Raw genomic sequence first — 17098 nt, 5'->3', positions numbered from 1 at the left:
TTTAATCATGGGGCCCGCCAGGGCCCCATGATCATTTCAGCGGGTAACGTACCTGCACGACCTGCCCGTTGCGGCCCGGAAAATGGTCGAACAGCGCCCGGGCCAGATAAGGCATGGCTGCGCCCAACTGGGAATCCCGCCCCGCCGCGACCGCCGTCGCCCGATAGACCTCTTTGCCCTGCTCGTTCTTATCGTCGATGCGCACCGACAGATGCAGGCGGCTCACGACGACGGGCACGGTTTCGATCACCGGCCCCGGCCCCCAGGCGCCCCAATAGGGGTGGTAGCCGAATCCGGGTCCCGGAAAACCGCCGTAGAAGTAAGGGTCCACCATGCGCTGGCGCCATTCCTGTTCCTGCTGGCTGCCATAATCCATGCGCACGATGAATCGCGCCTGCGCCCGGGATTGGGCTTCGACCAGGCCAGTGGGGCCCAATGCCGCGCGCACCGCGTCGGCGAAAGACTGAAACTGCAGATTGTTCTGCTGGGCCGCATCGGGCTCGATCCAATATCGGGCCCCCTGGGTTTGATCGGGCCATTGCTGATAGCGTGTGACCTGCGCGGAAAAGACGCTGGCGCAACCACTCAAAGCCGCCATCACGAATACCAGACCCAGCCAACGCCGCAACAGACGGCCTCCGACCTGCAACATGCTCATCACATCTCAATACCTGGAAACCGAATATGTTCATCATAGGCGCTGTCCGGATCCGGCGAAAGGCGGACGTTGCACTCCGACACAAGCCGCCCCGTCCCGGCGCAAGCCCGACCAGCCGACTACAATGAGGCCTTGATGATGAAGGCCGGACGGACAGAACCATGCGCACCGATGTTGCTCAGACAATTTATCGCCAGGATTACACCCCGTACCCCTACCGCCTGTCCCAGGTCCGGCTGGAATTCGACCTGGACGCCCAGGCGACGCGCGTGCATTCGGTGCTGCGGTTCGAATCCGCCCCCGGGACGCCCCCGGGCGCCCCTCTGGTGCTGCAGGGCGAAGACTTGGAACTGATCGAAGCCCGCATCGATGGCCGGACCCTGGCCGCGAAGGATTACCATCTGGACGAATCCACACTGCAGCTGACGCCGCCTTCGCACGGCAAGCCGTTCGTCGTCGAGATCGTCAGCCTCTGCCATCCGGCGCAAAATACGACGCTGATGGGACTGTACGTGTCGGGCGACAAGCTGTTCACTCAATGCGAAGCCCAGGGCTTCCGGCGCATCACCTGGTTTCCGGACCGCCCCGACGTCATGGCCTGCTACGACGTGGTGCTGCGCGCGGATCCCGCCGCCTATCCCATCCTGCTGTCCAACGGCAATCTGGTCGAACAGACCACCCTGGACGACGGCCGGCGGCAGACCTTGTGGCGCGACCCGCATCCCAAACCCTGCTACCTGTTCGCCCTGGTGGCGGGCGACTTCGACTGCATCGAGCGCACCGAAACCACCCGCAGCGGCCGCTCAGTCCTGCTGCAGGTCTACAGCGACCGGGGCTGCCGCGAGCAGACCCACTGGGCGCTGGACTGCCTGGCGCACGCGATGCATTGGGACGAACAGCGCTTCGGCCTGGAGCTGGATCTGGACCGCTTCATGGTCGTCGCCGCCCGCGACTTCAATATGGGCGCCATGGAAAACAAGGGCCTGAACGTCTTCAACGCCGCCTACGTCCTGGCCGACCCGGCCAGCGCGACGGACGGGGCCTACCGCCGCATCGAAGCCGTCATCGGCCACGAATACTTCCATAACTGGACCGGCAACCGCGTCACCTGCCGCGACTGGTTCCAGCTGTCCCTGAAGGAAGGCCTGACCGTCTTTCGCGAACAGGAATTTTCCGCCGACATGCTGGCCCGGGGCCTGCCAGACGGCGAGGCCGCCAGCGCGCGGGCCGTCAAGCGCATCGACGACGTGCACGTGCTGCGCATGATGCAGTTTCCCGAAGACGCCGGCCCCATGGCCCACCCCATCCGCCCCGACAGCTACCAGGAAATCGGCAATTTCTACACGGCCACGGTCTATGAAAAGGGCGCGGAGGTCATCCGCATGCAGCACACGCTGCTGGGCGAATCGGGCTTTCGGGCCGGCATGGACGAATACTTCCGCCGCCACGACGGCCAGGCCGTGACCTGCGACGACTTCGTCCAGGCCATGGAATCGGTGTACAGCCGGCAGCACGCCGGGCAGGACTTCGGCATTTTCCGCCGCTGGTACCAGCAGGCCGGCACCCCGCGCCTGCGGGTCGAACATCGCTTTGACCCTGCCGCCCGCCGGCTGCACCTGACCCTCAGCCAGCACTGCGCGCCGGCCGGGCTGGAAGCCCGCCAGAATCCCGTCGCCGAAAAACCGCCGCTGCACATCCCGGTGGCCATCGGACTGCTGGATTCCGACGGCCGCGCCCTGCCGATCACCTGGGACGGACGGCAGCGGGACACCGTGGTGCTGGAACTGCGCGAAGCGCGCCAGTCCTGGACCCTGGAGGACATCCCCCGGGCGCCCGTCCTGTCGCTGCTGCGCGGCTTCTCGGCCCCCGTCATCATCGACACCGAACGCCCCGCCGCCGACCTGGCCCTGCTGGCCCGCTGCGACCCCGACCCCTTCGCCCGCTGGGACGCCACCCAGGAAACCGCCCTGCGCCATCTGCTGGCCGGAATCCGGGCGCGTCAGGCGCAAGCACCCGCGCCGGATATCGCCCCGCTGCTGGCGCTGTGGCAGGCCGCGCTGCAAGACGACACTCTGTCGCCCGCCTACCGGGCCCGCCTGCTGGCGCTGCCGGCCCTGCGCGAACTGATCGAGCGCAGCGCCCCCATGGCGCCCCAGGCCGCGGTGGCGGCCTGGACCGGCGCCCAGGCCGCCCTGGGCGCCGGCCTGGCGCCGGCCTGGCGCACGCTCTACGATTCGCTCGCCGATAACGGCGGCCCCTATTCCCCCGACCCCGTGGCGGCCGGGCAGCGCGCCCTGCGCAATCTGGCGCTGGACTATCTGCTGGCCGGCCGCGAAGCGCAGGCCATCCGGACGGCGCGGGACCAGTACGCCCAGGCGCGCAACATGACCGAAAGCCTGGGCGCGCTGAGCGCCCTGCTGCAGCATGCGCCGCAGGACTGCGCCGATCTGCTGCAGGACTTCCACGAACGCTGGCGCCACGATCCGCTGGTCCTCGACAGCTGGTTCGGGGTGCAGGCCAGCGCGCCGTCCTGCTCGGTCGCCCAGGTCCGGGCGCTCATGGCTCTGCCCGACTTCACACTGCGCACACCCAACCGCGCCCGTTCCGTGATCTTCCGCTTCGTCATGGACAATCCGGCCAATCTGCACACGCCGGAAGGCTACGATTTCTGGGCCGAACAGGTGCTGGCCCTGAACGAACTCAACCCGGAAGTCGCCGCCCGTCTGGCGCGCGCCTTCGACAACTGGGCGCGTTTCGAGCCCGCCAGCCGCGAGGGCATGCGGACCGCCCTGCAGCGGGTGCTGGCCGCGCCCGGCCTGTCGCGCAACGTGCACGAAATCGTATCCAAGGCCCTGGCGTCCTGATCCGGACGCCGGCCGGCAGACCTCTTTATCTTTTCAATGGGGAATACTTTGAAATTCAAGACATTGACCCAGTACCTGGTCGAGCAGCAGCGGGAACACAAGGCGGTCTCGCCCGACGTCCGCCTGCTGATCGAAACCGTCTCGCGGGCCTGCAAGGCCATCGGCCATGCCGTCAGCAAGGGCGCCCTGGGCGGCGTGCTGGGCAGCCAGGGCACGGAAAACGTGCAGGGCGAAATCCAGAAGAAGCTCGACGTCCTGTCCAATGAGATCCTGCTCGAGGCCAACGAATGGGGCGGCAACCTGGCCGCCATGGCGTCCGAGGAAATGCAGACCATCCACCGCATTCCCAACCACTACCCCAAGGGCCAGAACCTGCTGCTCTTCGATCCCCTGGACGGTTCGTCGAACATCGACGTGAACGTCTCGATCGGCACCATCTTTTCCGTCCTGCAAGCGCCCGCCGAGGCCGCCGGACGCGAGATCGCCGAAGCCGACTTCCTGCAGCCGGGCACGCGCCAGGTGGCGGCCGGCTACGCCATCTACGGCCCGCAGACCATGCTGGTGCTGACCGTGGGCGCGGGCGTCATGGGGTTCACGCTGGACCGCGAAATGGGCTCCTGGCTGCTGACGCACGAGAACATCCGCGTGCCCGAGGAAACCGCCGAATTCGCCATCAACACCTCGAACATGCGCCACTGGGAAGCCCCCGTGCGGCGCTACATCGACGAATGCATGCAGGGCGAAACCGGCCCGTTGGGCAAGAACTACAACACGCGCTGGATCGCCTCGATGGTGGCCGACGTGCATCGCATCCTGACGCGCGGCGGCATCTTCATGTACCCCCGCGACGCCCGGGCATCCGGGCGCAAGGGCAAGCTGCGGCTGATGTACGAAGCCAACCCCATGAGCTTCCTGATCGAGCAGGCCGGCGGCGCCGCGACCGACGGCTACACGCGGATCCTGGACATCCAGCCCGAAGCCATCCACCAGCGCGTGGGCGTGGTCCTGGGCTCGAAGCAGGAAGTCGAGCGCGTGACCCGCTACCACCGGGACGCCTGATCCGGCGCCCGTTCCGACGGATGAAAAAAGGGGGCTCCATAGCCCCCTTTTTTCATCGCCGCCCCCGGGGCGGCGGCCCGAACGGACTCAGTCCAGGGTCAGCACCGTGGCTCCGGTGGTCCGGCGCGACGCCAGGGCTTCGTGGGCCAGCCTGGCATCCTTCAGCGCGAAACGCTGGCCGATCACGATGTCCAGCTTGCCCGCCGTCACCAGCTCGAACACGTCGTCGGCGGCGGCCTGCATGGCCTGCGCCGTGGCGGTGTAGGACGCGACCGTGGGGCGCGTCACGTAGAGCGACCCCTTCGCGGCCAGCACTCCCAGGTTGACGCCTTCCACCGGCCCGGAGGCATTGCCGAAGCTGACCATCAGGCCGCGCGGCTGCAGGCAATCCAGGGACATCTCCCAGGTGTCCCGGCCCACCCCGTCATAAACCACGGGCACTTTCTGCCCATTGGTCAATTCGAGCACCCGGGCGGGCACGTCCTCGCGCGTGTAGTCGATGACTTCCCAGGCCCCGTAGCGGCGGGCCAGCGCCGCCTTTTCCGGCGAGGACGCGGTGCCGATCAGGCGCACGCCCAGGGCCCGCGCCCACTGGCAGGCGATCAGGCCGACCCCGCCGGCCGCAGCATGGAACAGGATGGTTTCATTGCCCTTGAGGCGATAGGTCTGGCGAAACAGGTACTGGACGGTCAGGCCCTTGAGCATCAGGGCCGCCGCCTGTTCGAAGCTGACGGAATCCGGAATGGCGACGACTTTGCCGCCGGGCACGTTGCGCAGAGTAGCGTATGCGCCGATCGGCCCCTGGCCGTAGGCCACGCGGTCGCCCACCCGGACGTGGCCGACGCCTTCCCCGACGGCCGCCACGATGCCGGATGCCTCGAATCCCAGGCCATGCGGCAAGGGATTGGGATACAGACCCGTGCGACAATAGATGTCGATGAAATTCAGGCCGATGGCTTTCTGGCGGATCTGCACTTCGCCGGGGCCGGGTGCCGGAACGTCGACCTGGGCCAGCTTCAGGACTTCGGGTCCCCCATGCTGGCCGACTTGAATGATCTGTGCCTTTTCCACTGAAATGTCCTCCGGCCCGAACGGGCCCTGCTGTAAGAAAGTATCACCGATAGCTGATCAGACTAGCATGAATTCCCGCCAAGCCCAGTTCGCCATCCACCTGACGGCGCTCCTCTTCGGACTGACCGGCATCTTCGGCGAACTGATCCAGGCCAGCGCCACCCTGATCACGGCGGGCCGCGCCCTGTTCGCCACGATCGCCCTGCTGCTGTTCATCGGCCATGCCGGGCACCGCATCGCCCTGCCGCAGCGCCGGTCCTGGACGGCGCTGGGGCTGGCGGGCGCCCTCCTGGCCATCCACTGGACCAGCTTCTTCGTCGCCGTCAAGGTCGGCGGCATCGCCATCGCCACCCTGGGCTTCGCCAGTTTCCCGGCCTTCATCACCCTGCTGGAAGGCATGCTGTTTCACGAACGCACCCAGCCGTCCGAATGGCTGGTCGTGGGGCTGGTCACGCTGGGCCTGGTCCTGGTGACGCCGTCCTTCGATTTCCGCGACCAGGCCACCATCGGCCTGGCCTGGGGAGTGCTGTCGGGGCTGGCCTTCGCCCTGTTCACGCTGGCCAACCGCAAGGCGGTCAGCCTCATGCCGGGGCGCGAACTGGCCTGCTGGGAAAACCTGGTCGTCGCGGCCCTGACCCTGCCGTGGTGCTTCCGGGAATTCACGGCCCTGCGGCCGCTGGACTGGCTGTGGATCTTCATGCTGGGCGTGTTCTGCACCGCCCTGTCGCACGCCCTGCTGGTATCCAGCCTGGCGCGACTGAAGGCGCGCACCGCCGGCATCGTCATCGCGCTGGAACCCGTCTACGCCATTTTATTCGCCGCCATCCTGTTCGCCCAGTACCCGTCCGCCCGCGCGCTGGCGGGCGGCGCCCTGATCATCGGCGCCATCATCTGGTCGGGCCTGCGCCGCGCCGCCCCGGCCGCCGATGCGGCCGCTTCCCCCGCGAGTTCCCCGGCGTCCAAAGCGGCTTCGCCGGACTGATGCGCCCCAAGCGGTTAAAATGCTCGATTCCCTGTTTTATCCTAGTTGACACATCATGGCCGGACACAGCAAATGGGCAAACATCCAGCACCGCAAAGGGCGCCAAGACGCCAAGCGCGGCAAGCTCTGGACCAAAATCATCCGTGAAATCACCGTGGCCGCCCGCGCCGGTGGCCCCGACCCCGATGCCAATCCGGGCCTGCGCCTGGCCTGGGACAAGGCGACGTCGGCCAACATGCCCAAGGACAACATCCTGCGCGCCATCCAGCGCGGCGCGGGCGGCGGCGATGACGCCAACTACGAAGAAATCCGCTACGAAGGCTACGGCGTGGGCGGCGCGGCCCTGGTCATCGACTGCATGACCGACAATCGCCAGCGCACGGTTTCCGAAGTCCGCCACACGCTCACCAAGCACGGCGGCAACCTGGGCCAGGACGGCAGCGTGGTGTTCATGTTCAAGCACTGCGGCCAGTTCATCTTCGCTCCGGGCACCTCCGAAGAACAGGTGATGGACGTCGCGCTGGAAAACGGCGCCGACGACGTCCAGTCCGACGAGGAAGGCGTGATCGAGGTCACCTGCGAACCGGGCGACTACGCCGCCCTGAAGCAGGCCTTCGACGCCGCCGGCCTGGAAGCCGAGATCCACGGCGTCGTCATGAAGGCCCTGTCCAAGGTCCAGCTGGCCGGCGACGACGCCGAGCGCATGCAGAAGATCATCGACCTCCTGGAAGACCTGGACGACGTACAAGAGGTCTACACCACCGCCGTCATGGACGACGCCGAATGAAACTGCTGGTGATCGGTTCGGGCGGCCGTGAACACGCCCTGGCCTGGCGCCTGTCCCGGTCGCCCCGGGTGCAGAAGATCTACGTCGCGCCCGGCAACGGCGGGACGGCCCACGGAGACCTGCTGGAAAACCTGCCGCTGCAGGACACGGACGCCCTGATCGCCTTCGCCCGCGACGAGAAGATCGCCTTCACGGTCGTCGGCCCCGAAGCCCCCCTGGCCGCGGGCATCGTCGATGCCTTCCGGGCCGCGGGCCTGCGCATCTTCGGCCCCACCCGGGACGCCGCGCAACTGGAAAGCTCCAAGGATTACGCCAAGGCCTTCATGCAGCGCCACGGCATCCCCACGGCGGCCTACCAGACCTTCACCGACGCGCAGCAGGCCAAGGCCTACATCCAGGCGCAGGGCGCCCCCATCGTCGTCAAGGCCGACGGCCTGGCGGCCGGCAAGGGCGTGGTCGTGGCCCAGACGCAGGACGAGGCCCTGCAGGCCATCGACCACATGCTGGGCGCGGACGGGGCCTTCGGCGCCGCCGGCGCCCGCGTGGTCGTCGAGGAATTCCTGGATGGCGAGGAAGCCAGCTTCATCGTCATGTGCGACGGCCACCACGTGCTGCCGCTGGCCACCAGCCAGGACCACAAGCGCCTGCAGGACGGCGACGCCGGCCCCAACACCGGCGGCATGGGGGCCTATTCCCCCGCTCCCCTGGTCACGCCCGCCCTGCACAACCGCATCATGCGCGAAGTCATCCAGCCGGCCGTCCAGGGCATGGCGCGCGACGGCATCCCCTACACCGGATTCCTGTATGCGGGACTCATGATCGGGCCGGGGCCCGACGCCACCCGCCCGCTGAAGGTGCTGGAATTCAACTGCCGCATGGGCGACCCGGAAACCCAGCCCATCATGCTGCGCGTGAAGAGCGATTTCACCGAAACCCTGGAACACGCCCTGAACGGCACGCTGGATCAGGCCGACATCGACTGGGACCGGCGCACCGCCGTCGGCGTGGTGCTGGCGGCGGCCGGCTATCCCGACAGCCCGCGCAAGGGCGACGCCATCACCAGTCTGGCGCCCGACACCGACGCCTGCGTGACCTTCCACGCCGGCACGACCCTGCAGGACGGGCAGCTGCGCACCAGCGGCGGCCGAGTCCTGTGCGTCACGGCGCTGGCCGACTCCATCCGCCGCGCGCAGCAGGCCGCCTACGACGCCGTCAACCAGACGCTCTTCGAAGGCCGGCAGTTCCGCCGCGACATCGGCTGGCGCGCCCTGGCCGGCAACAAACGTCACGATTGATTCTTCCGCCCACGGAGCCCTCATGCACGTCCCTGTCGATCACGTCCACGAGACTTTTTCCAATCTGCAGGAGCGCATCGTCAGCGCTCTCGAAGACCTCGAAGGCGCGCGATTCGGCAGCGATCCCTGGACCCGGGCGGAGGGCGGCGGCGGCCTGACCCGCTACTGCGAGGACGGCGCGGTGTTCGAGCGCGCCGGCGTGCTGTTCAGCCACGTGCGCGGCCACACCCTCCCGCCCTCGGCCAGCGCCCACCGGCCGGAACTGGCCGGGCGCGGCTGGGAGGCCATGGGCGTCTCCATGGTGCTGCACCCCCGCAATCCCTACGTCCCCACGACGCACATGAACGTGCGCCTGTTCGTCGCCCACGGCGGCGACGGCGAGCACGACGTCTTCTGGTTCGGCGGCGGGCTGGACCTGACCCCCTACTACCCCTTCGAAGAAGACGCCCGCCATTTCCACCAGGTCTGCCACGATGCCGTGGCGCCCTTCGGCGCCGACAAATATCCGCGCTACAAGGCCTGGTGCGACGACTATTTCCTGTTGCGCCACCGCCAGGAAACCCGGGGCGTGGGCGGCCTGTTCTTCGACGATCTGAACGCCCCCGACTTCGACGCCTGCTTCTCCCTGACCCAGGCCGTCGGCAACTGCTTCATCCCCGCCTACGCGCCCATCGTCCAGGCCCGCAGCCAGACGGCGTACGGCGAACGCGAGCGCGGCTTCCAGGCCTACCGCCGCGGACGCTACGTCGAATTCAACCTGGTCTACGACCGGGGCACCCTGTTCGGCCTGCAATCGGGAGGGCGCACCGAATCCATCCTGCTGTCCATGCCGCCCATCGCGCAATGGCGCTACGACTGGACGCCGGAACCCGGTTCCCCCGAAGCCGCCCTGGCCGACTACCTGAAACCCCGCACATGGCTGTAATGCCCCAGGTCGGCTTGCTGGGCGGCAGTTTCGACCCGGTCCACCGGGCGCACATCGCCCTGGCCCGGGCGGCCTGCGAAGCCCTGTCGCTGGCCTACGTCGAACTCCTGCCCGCCGGCCGCCCCTGGCAGCGCGGCCAGCTGGGGGCGGCGCCCGAACACAGGCTGGCCATGCTGCGCCTTGCCTGCGGCGACGACCCGCAGCTGCGCATCAACCCCATCGAACTGCAGCGCCCCGGCGCCACCTACACCATCGACACCCTGGCGGCCCTGCCCCGCAGCGCCCGCTACACCTGGATCCTGGGGGCGGACCAACTGGCCAATTTCTGCACCTGGCACCGCTGGCGTGACATCCTGAGTCACGTGCGCCTGGCCGTGGCGCAGCGCCCCGGCGCCGCGCTGACGCCGCCCGCCGAACTGGCGCAGGCGCTGGCGCCCGACGGGCTGGTCCTCATCCCCTTTCCTCCCCAGGACGTCTCCGCCTCGACCATCCGCCAGGAACTGGCCCGGGGACGCCTGCCCGAATCGCAACTCGATCCGCGGGTGCTGGGTTACATTCGTACTCACCAGCTCTATCAACGCCCGGATCCTTCCCCGGACAGTTCCCGAACGCCATGAATCTGCAAAAACAGCAACGCCTCGTCATCGACGCCCTGGAAGACACCAAGGCCCAGGACATCAAGGTCTTCAACACGACGGGCCTGACCGGCCTGTTCGACCGCGTCATCATCGCCAGCGGCACCTCCAACCGCCAGACCCGCGCCATCGCCAGCCACGTCGCCGAACAGGCCAAGAAACAGGGCCTGGAAGTCGTGGCCTTCGAAGGCGAGGACACCGGCGAATGGGTGCTGATCGACCTGGGCGACATCGTCGTGCACTGCATGCAGCCTGCCATCCGCAGCTACTACAACCTGGAGGAAATCTGGGGCGCCAAGCCGGTCCGTGTGAAGCTGCTGCCCACCGGCCCGGCCCAGGCCTCGGATTTCGACGACGACGCCTCCTGGGAATGAAACTGCGCATCTACGCGGTGGGCACTCGCATGCCCGCCTGGGTGCAGGACGCCTGGCAGGATTACGCCAAACGCATGCCGCGCGACTGCGCCATCGAACTGCACGAAATCCGGCCGGAGCCCCGCACCCACGGCAAGACCGTCGCCCAGCTGATGCAGGCCGAGGCCCAGCGCATCGAAGCCGCCTTGCACGAACCGGCCTGGCGGGTCATGCTGGACGAACACGGACGCGACATCAGCACCCGCGATCTGGCGCACCACCTGGAAGACTGGCGGGCCGGCGGCCAGGACGTCGCCCTCGTCATCGGCGGGCCCGACGGCCTGGACCCCGCCCTGAAACAGACCGCCCGCCAGACCCTGCGCCTGTCTTCGCTCACGCTGCCGCACCCCATGGTCCGCATCCTGCTGGCCGAACAGCTCTACCGCGCCTGGAGCATCCTGTCCGGGCATCCCTACCACCGCGATTGAGGATCCGTCATGACCGCCCGCCGCCGCACCAAGATCGTCGCCACGCTGGGACCGTCGACCTCCAGCCCGGAACGCATCGAAGCCCTGATCCAGGCCGGCCTGGACGTGGCCCGGCTGAACTTCTCGCACGGTTCGGCGGACGACCACCGCGAACGCGTCCGGCTGGTGCGCGGCATCGCCGCCCGGCTGGACCGGCACGTCGCCATCATGGGCGACCTCCAGGGCCCCAAGATCCGCATCGCGCGCTTCCGCGACGGCGCCATCGAGCTGCACGCCGGCGACCCTTTCACCCTGTCCATCCGGCACCCGCTGGACGACGGCACGCCGGCCATCGTCGGCATCGAATACCCGCCGCTGGTGCAGGACTGCGCCCCCGGCGACGAACTGCTGCTGGACGACGGGCGCGTCATCCTGCAGGTCACGTCCGTCGACGAGACGGCCGTCCACACCGTGGTCGTGGTGGGCGGCCCCCTGTCCAACAACAAGGGCATCAACCGGCGCGGCGGCGGCATCTCGGCCCCCAGCCTGACGGACAAGGACCGCCAGGACATCCGCCTGGCGGCCGAACTGGAACTGGACTACGTGGCGGTATCCTTTCCCCGTTCCGGCGCCGACATGGAACAGGCCCGGCGCCTGGTGCGCGAAACCGGCAGCACCGCCTGGATCATCGCCAAGATCGAACGCGCCGAGGCCGTCGCCGACGATGCGGCCCTGGACGACCTGATCCGGGCCAGCGACGGCGTCATGGTCGCCCGGGGCGACCTGGGCGTGGAAATCGGCGACGCCCGCCTGGCCGGCATCCAGAAGCGCATCATCCAGCACGCGCGCACCCTGAACAAGCTGGTCATCACGGCCACCCAGATGATGGAATCCATGATCACCAGCCCCATTCCGACGCGCGCGGAGGTGTCGGACGTGGCCAATGCCGTGCTGGACTACACCGATGCCGTCATGCTGTCGGCCGAATCGGCATCCGGACGCTACCCGGTCGAAGCCGTCCAGGCCATGGCCCGCATCTGCCTGGGGGCCGAGCAGGAACCGACCAGCATCAAGTCCCACCACCGCCTGGGGGAAACCTTCACGCGCTGCGACGAGACCATCGCGCTGGCCAGCATGTACGCGGCCAACCACTTTCCCGGCATCAAGGCCATCATCAGCCTGACCGAAAGCGGCCACACGCCGCTGATCATGTCCCGGATCCGTTCGGGCGTGCCCATCTATTGCTATACCCGCCACGTGTCCACCCAGCGCCGGGCCGCCCTGTTCCGGGGCGTCTACACCGTGCCCTTCGACGCGGCGGCGCTGCCGCCCTCCGAGGTCAGCGATGCCGCCATCGACATCCTGCGCCGGCGCGGCCTGTTGCAGTCCGGCGACTGGATCATCCTGACGAAGGGCGATTTCTACAGCAACAGCGGCGGCACCAACGGCCTGAAGATCTTGCGTGTCGCCTGATGTTTCCCGACTTCATCCTGCTGGCCTCGGCCAGCCCCCGCCGCCATGAGATCCTGGACCAGCTGGGGATCGCGCACGGCGTCCTGCGCGTGCCCCCGCCCGAAGGCGAGGACGAACCCCGCCTGCCCGGCGAGGCCGCCGCGGACTACGTCCGGCGCACCGCCCGGGACAAGGCCCGTCAGGCGCTGGCCTGGCTGGCCGGCGGCGGGCGCCCCGACCCGGTCCCCGAGGCCTGGCCCCGGGACTGGATGCGGGCGCCCATCCTGTGCGCCGACACCACGGTCATCCTGGACGGCGACGTGCTGGGCAAACCGGCCGACGCCGACGATGCCGCCGCCATGCTGCGCCGCCTGTCGGGGCGCACGCACCACGTGCACACCGCCGTCGTGCTGGCCGCGGACGGCCGCCTGCTGGAAGCCTGCCAGATCAGCCAGGTCGGTTTCCAGGAGCTGTCCGACGCCGACATCCGGCAGTATTGCGCCAGCGGCGAACCCTTCGGCAAGGCGGGCAGCTACGCCATCCAGGGCCGCGCCGCCGCCTTCATCACGCACCTGTCGGGCAGCCACAGCGGCGTCATGGGGCTGCCCGCCCACGAGACCGCGCAGTTGCTCCGGTCCCTGGCCATCCGGCGCTGATCACCCTTCGGCGACCGGCCCGGGGCCGGACTGGCCGTGCACCATGTGCAAGTAATGGCGATGGCGTTCGTACTGGTCCAGCACGTCGTCGATCACGGCCTCCTGGCTCCAGCCCATGATGTCGTAGTCCTGCCCGCCCTCCCGCAGGAAGACCTCGGCGCGGAAATATTGCCTCTGCGCGTCGTTGGCCGCCTCGTCGGAGGTCAGGACCGGGCGCATCTGCCCCAGGAGGCGCACGGCATACGAGAAATCCAGATAATCCCCCTGATGATGCACGTGCAGGCGCACGCCGCCTTCGGGTTCATCCGTCAGGACCCGCGTCTCATACCCTTGCTGCTGCAATTCCTGCGCCACCGCCTGCAAAGCCGGCTGCACGATCTGATCGATGAAGCGCTGCACGTGGGCCTGTCCCGGCATACGCACGATGTTGCGCAGTCGGTTCTGCCAGGACTGGCGGTTGCCGGGCAGGTGCACCCGCGCGACCGTCTGGTAGCGGATGCGCCGCTTGGTGGCATCGAGCTTCAGCGCCTTGAATACCCCCCAGAGCGACAGCAGCAGGATGACGGAAAACGGCAGGGCGCTGGCGATCGTCGCCGTCTGCAGGGCATCCAGGCCATCGGCCAGCAGCAGGGCGATCGCCACGGCGCCCATCAGCAGCGACCAGAAAATGCGCTGCCACACCGGGGAATGCTCGGAGCCGTTGGAAGCCAGCAAGTCCACGACCAGCGCCCCTGAATCGGCCGAGGTCACGAAGAACACCAGCACCATCACGATGGCGATCAGCGACGTGATGCCCGACAGCGGCAGTTGTTCCAGAAAGGCGAACAGCGCCAGGGAACTGTCCGCCGCCACCGTTTCCGCGAAGCCCCGCACATGATCCATCAGGATGAAGTGGATGGCCGTATCGCCGAACACCGTCATCCACAGCAGCGTGAAGCCGGCGGGCACCAGTAGCACTCCGCGCACGAATTCCCGGATGGTGCGTCCGCGCGAAATACGGGCGATGAACAGGCCGACGAACGGCGACCAGGCGATCCACCATCCCCAATAGAACAGGGTCCAGCCGCCGATCCAGTCGTTGGGTTTGTAGGCATAGAGATTGAAGGTCTTGCCGACAATGTCGGACAGATAGGCCCCGGTGTTCTGCACGAAGGTCTGCAGCACGAACACCGTGGGCCCCAGCACCAGCACGAACAGCAACAGGGCCACGGCCAGGGCCAGATTGGTTTCGGACAGGATCCGGATGCCCCGGTCCAGGCCGCTGGCGACCGAGAGCGTGGCCAGCAGCGACGCCGCGACGATCAGCAGGATCTGCACCGTGACGGTCACGGGCACGCCGAACAGATGATGCAGGCCGCTGTTGATCTGCGCCACCCCCAGCCCCAGGGATGTCGCAATGCCGAAGACCGTCCCCAGGATCGCGAAGACATCCACGGCATGCCCGATGGGCCCGTAGATGCGATCGCCGATCAGCGGATACAGCGCCGAGCGCAGCGTCAGGGGCAGTCCGTGCCGATAGCTGAAGAACGCCAGCATCAGGCCCACGATCGCGTAGATCGCCCAGGCGTGCAGCCCCCAGTGAAAGAACGTGATCTTCATGGCTTCCCGGGCGGCGGCGACGGTGCCGCCCTCGCCGACCGGCGGGGTCACGAAGTGCATGACGGGTTCGGCCACGCCGAAGAACATCAGGCCTATCCCCATGCCGGCTGAAAACAGCATGGCGAACCAGGTGACGTCCCGATAGTCGGGCTGGCTGTGGTCGGGCCCGAGTTTGATGTCGCCGTAGCGGCTGAGCGCCAGGAAGACGATGGCGATCAGGATGACGGCCACGGTCAGGATGTAGAACCAGCTCGCATTGATCAGGATCCATCCCTGGGTCGCGTCGAAGAGCGAACGGGCATAGGCGGGCGCCAGGACGGTGAACACGACCAGGGCCAGCACGAAGGTCGCTGCCGTATAGAAGACGGGGGGATGCAGTGTTTTTCTCATGAGTTCCTTGGAAATCGGGGCGGGATGCCATGCCTCCACCCGCAAAGTCGGCGCTTGCCGCCCGGTCCATGGTACACCGGCGCCCCGGACGGGATCCAGAATCAGGGATAACCCGTCATTTTTACGCTCGGTCTTGACCATCCACCATCAGCCCCCTAGCATGACTGACAACTTGCTTAACATCGCAAGCTTCGGTGATGGCCGTGGCTGCATGCAGGGCCATCGTTGCAAACATCTTCCACCCCAAGAGGTATTGCACATGGTTGACCCAGCCGTCAGTCCGGCCGCATCAGGCCAGACCGCCTCTGAAATCCGCAGCGGCAATCTGCCCCCCGTCACATACCGCGACCTGCCTGAACCCCTGCCTCTCAAGAAAGTCGTCGGCCCCAGCGTCCTGCTGCTCGCGGGCTCGATCGGGTCCGGCGAATTCGTCCTGTGGCCCTACATTTCGACCCAGACCGGCCTGGCCCTGGTCTGGCTGGCCACCATCGGCATCCTGACCCAGTATTTCCTGAACATGGAAATCACCCGCTACACCCTGGCGACGGGCGAAACGGCGGTCACGGGCTTCACCCGCCTGTGGAAACCCTGGAGCTGGCTGTTCATCATCATGGCGGTCATCCCCTGGATGTGGCCTGGCTGGGCCACCGGCAGTTCAACCGCCCTGACCTATGCCTTCGGTCTGTCCGAGGGCGCGGTCATCCCGATCACCATCGCTTCCCTGGTCCTGATCGGCATCATCCTGACGGTATCCCCGGTGGTCTACAAGACCGTCGAAAAGATCCAGTTCTTCCTGGTGGCCCTGATCGTGATCTTCATGGTCTACATCATCTTCGGGCTGTTGAACGGCGAATCCTGGTCGGCGCTGGTGTCCGGCTTCACCGCCGAAGTCCCTCAAATTCCCGAAGCCATCGGCAAACTGCCCATCGCGCTGCTGCTGGGGGCCATCGCCTTTGCCGGCGCCGGCGGCGTCATGAACCTGGCGCAATCCAACTGGGTGCGCGACAAGGGCATGGGCATGGGGGCGCGGCTGCCCAAGATCGTGTCGCCCATCACCGGCGAGGAAACCACCGGCGCGGCCATCGGCCATTTCTTCCCCCAGGATGAAGCCAATATGAAGCGCTGGCGCGGCTGGTGGCGCGTGGCCGACCGCGAACAGTTCATCACCTTCTTCGTGCTGGGCCTGCTCGCCATCATGCTGTTCATGATGCTGGCCTACACCTACCTGGGGGTCGGCGGCGAGGCGAAGAACTTCGACTTCGTGCGCCTGCTGGGCGAAACCCTGAACGAAAAGGCGGGCGGCTGGGTCGGGCCGGCCTTCTGGTTCACGGGTGTCGTGGTGCTGCTGTCCACCAACCTGACCGTGCTGGACATGATCGGCCGCATCGTCGCCGACATCGCCAAGAACAACTGGCTGCGCGACAGCAAGAGCTGGTCGGAAAGCCGTCTGTACTTCCTGGTCGTCTGGCTGATGGTGGCCTTCGGATCCATCATCCTGCTCTCGGGCGTCAGCCAGCCGCTGCTGCTGCTGGTGATCGCCTCGGCGCTGAACGGCCTGGTGATGTTCGTGTATTCGGTCCTGCTGATCCAGCTGAACCGCTGCATGCTGCCCCGCGCCATCGGCCTGACGGGCGTGCGCTATGCGGCCATTCTGTGGGCCGTGGTGTTCTATGGCGGTTTTTCGATCTACCTGCTGATCGATCAGCTGGGGAAACTGTTCTAGGCTTCATCCACGGGGCTGCCCCGTAGCGGGCAGGCCCCTGTCGCTTTCAGCGACAGGCAACGCCCATCAGCATTGGGCGCGCACAAAGACAAAGCCCCTGCAGAGTGCTCTGCAGGGGCTTTGAGGAATAAAAGCCTGACGATGACCTACTTTCACAGGTGTCCACCCACTATCATCGGCGC

At 67.2% G+C, this 17098-nt stretch carries 15 protein-coding genes; 12 read left to right on the top strand and 3 right to left on the bottom strand.

The annotated features are described in order from the left end of the window. Positions 1 to 31: 31 nt before the first annotated feature. Entirely contained in the window at positions 32 to 658 is a 627-nt protein-coding gene (locus Q0263_RS10445; protein WP_298015724.1) for a DUF4136 domain-containing protein, read from the bottom strand. A gap of 161 nt (positions 659 to 819) precedes the next feature. On the opposite strand from Q0263_RS10445, the gene pepN reads away from it, so the two are divergent. Then, positions 820 to 3522 (top strand): aminopeptidase N, encoded by a 2703-nt coding sequence (gene pepN / locus Q0263_RS10440; RefSeq protein WP_298015722.1) that lies wholly within the window; start codon positions 820 to 822, stop codon positions 3520 to 3522. Positions 3523 to 3570: 48 nt separating this feature from the next. Continuing rightward, on the top strand, positions 3571 to 4581 hold the full coding sequence (locus Q0263_RS10435; protein ID WP_298015720.1) for a class 1 fructose-bisphosphatase: 1011 nt from the start codon (positions 3571 to 3573) through the stop codon (positions 4579 to 4581). A gap of 87 nt (positions 4582 to 4668) precedes the next feature. On the opposite strand, the gene Q0263_RS10430 is transcribed toward Q0263_RS10435, so the two are convergent. Continuing rightward, positions 4669 to 5658: a quinone oxidoreductase gene (locus Q0263_RS10430; protein ID WP_298019010.1), complete on the bottom strand. Its 990-nt coding sequence runs from the start codon at positions 5656 to 5658 to the stop codon at positions 4669 to 4671. Between the two features lie 61 nt (positions 5659 to 5719). Between Q0263_RS10430 and Q0263_RS10425 the strand changes: the two genes are divergently transcribed. From Q0263_RS10425 to Q0263_RS10385, 9 genes are read left to right on the top strand one after another with little or no spacing between them, the layout of a single operon-like run. Continuing rightward, complete coding sequence (locus Q0263_RS10425; protein WP_298015718.1) at positions 5720 to 6634, top strand: DMT family transporter; 915 nt, start codon at positions 5720 to 5722, stop codon at positions 6632 to 6634. A gap of 55 nt (positions 6635 to 6689) precedes the next feature. Beyond that, a complete protein-coding gene (locus tag Q0263_RS10420; RefSeq protein ID WP_298015716.1) occupies positions 6690 to 7421 on the top strand; it encodes a YebC/PmpR family DNA-binding transcriptional regulator in 732 nt (243 codons plus the stop codon). Continuing rightward, positions 7418 to 8716 carry a phosphoribosylamine--glycine ligase gene (gene purD, locus Q0263_RS10415; protein WP_298015714.1) on the top strand — a complete coding sequence of 433 codons (1299 nt, stop codon included), beginning with the start codon at positions 7418 to 7420 and terminating at the stop codon, positions 8714 to 8716. Before Q0263_RS10420 ends, purD begins: the two co-directional genes overlap by 4 nt. A gap of 22 nt (positions 8717 to 8738) precedes the next feature. Further along, complete coding sequence (gene hemF / locus Q0263_RS10410; protein WP_298015712.1) at positions 8739 to 9641, top strand: oxygen-dependent coproporphyrinogen oxidase; 903 nt, start codon at positions 8739 to 8741, stop codon at positions 9639 to 9641. Next, on the top strand, positions 9641 to 10258 hold the full coding sequence (nadD, locus tag Q0263_RS10405) for a nicotinate (nicotinamide) nucleotide adenylyltransferase (protein WP_298019007.1): 618 nt from the start codon (positions 9641 to 9643) through the stop codon (positions 10256 to 10258). The genes hemF and nadD overlap by 1 nt, the downstream gene beginning before the upstream one ends. Further along, positions 10255 to 10650, top strand: coding sequence for a ribosome silencing factor (gene rsfS / locus Q0263_RS10400; RefSeq protein ID WP_298015709.1), 396 nt, complete (start codon positions 10255 to 10257; stop codon positions 10648 to 10650). The genes nadD and rsfS overlap by 4 nt, the downstream gene beginning before the upstream one ends. Then, the gene (gene rlmH, locus Q0263_RS10395; RefSeq protein WP_298015708.1) at positions 10647 to 11117 is read left to right on the top strand and encodes a 23S rRNA (pseudouridine(1915)-N(3))-methyltransferase RlmH; all 471 of its coding nucleotides are present in this window, start codon (positions 10647 to 10649) and stop codon (positions 11115 to 11117) included. The genes rsfS and rlmH overlap by 4 nt, the downstream gene beginning before the upstream one ends. 9 nt (positions 11118 to 11126) lie before the next feature. Continuing rightward, positions 11127 to 12569 carry a pyruvate kinase gene (gene pyk, locus Q0263_RS10390; protein WP_298015707.1) on the top strand — a complete coding sequence of 481 codons (1443 nt, stop codon included), beginning with the start codon at positions 11127 to 11129 and terminating at the stop codon, positions 12567 to 12569. After that, entirely contained in the window at positions 12569 to 13204 is a 636-nt protein-coding gene (locus Q0263_RS10385) for a Maf family protein (RefSeq protein WP_298015706.1), read from the top strand. The genes pyk and Q0263_RS10385 overlap by 1 nt, the downstream gene beginning before the upstream one ends. Here the strand turns inward: Q0263_RS10385 and betT are convergent, their stop codons facing one another. Then, positions 13205 to 15193 (bottom strand): choline BCCT transporter BetT, encoded by a 1989-nt coding sequence (gene betT / locus Q0263_RS10380; protein ID WP_298015705.1) that lies wholly within the window; start codon positions 15191 to 15193, stop codon positions 13205 to 13207. 259 nt (positions 15194 to 15452) lie between these two features. On the opposite strand from betT, the gene Q0263_RS10375 reads away from it, so the two are divergent. After that, positions 15453 to 16916 carry an Nramp family divalent metal transporter gene (locus Q0263_RS10375; protein ID WP_298015704.1) on the top strand — a complete coding sequence of 488 codons (1464 nt, stop codon included), beginning with the start codon at positions 15453 to 15455 and terminating at the stop codon, positions 16914 to 16916. The last annotated feature ends 182 nt before the right edge of the window (positions 16917 to 17098 follow it).

The organism is uncultured Castellaniella sp. (assembly GCF_937988725.1).
Taxonomy (GTDB): Bacteria; Pseudomonadota; Gammaproteobacteria; order Burkholderiales; family Burkholderiaceae_B; genus Castellaniella.
This window is presented reverse-complemented; position numbering and strand designations above follow the sequence as displayed.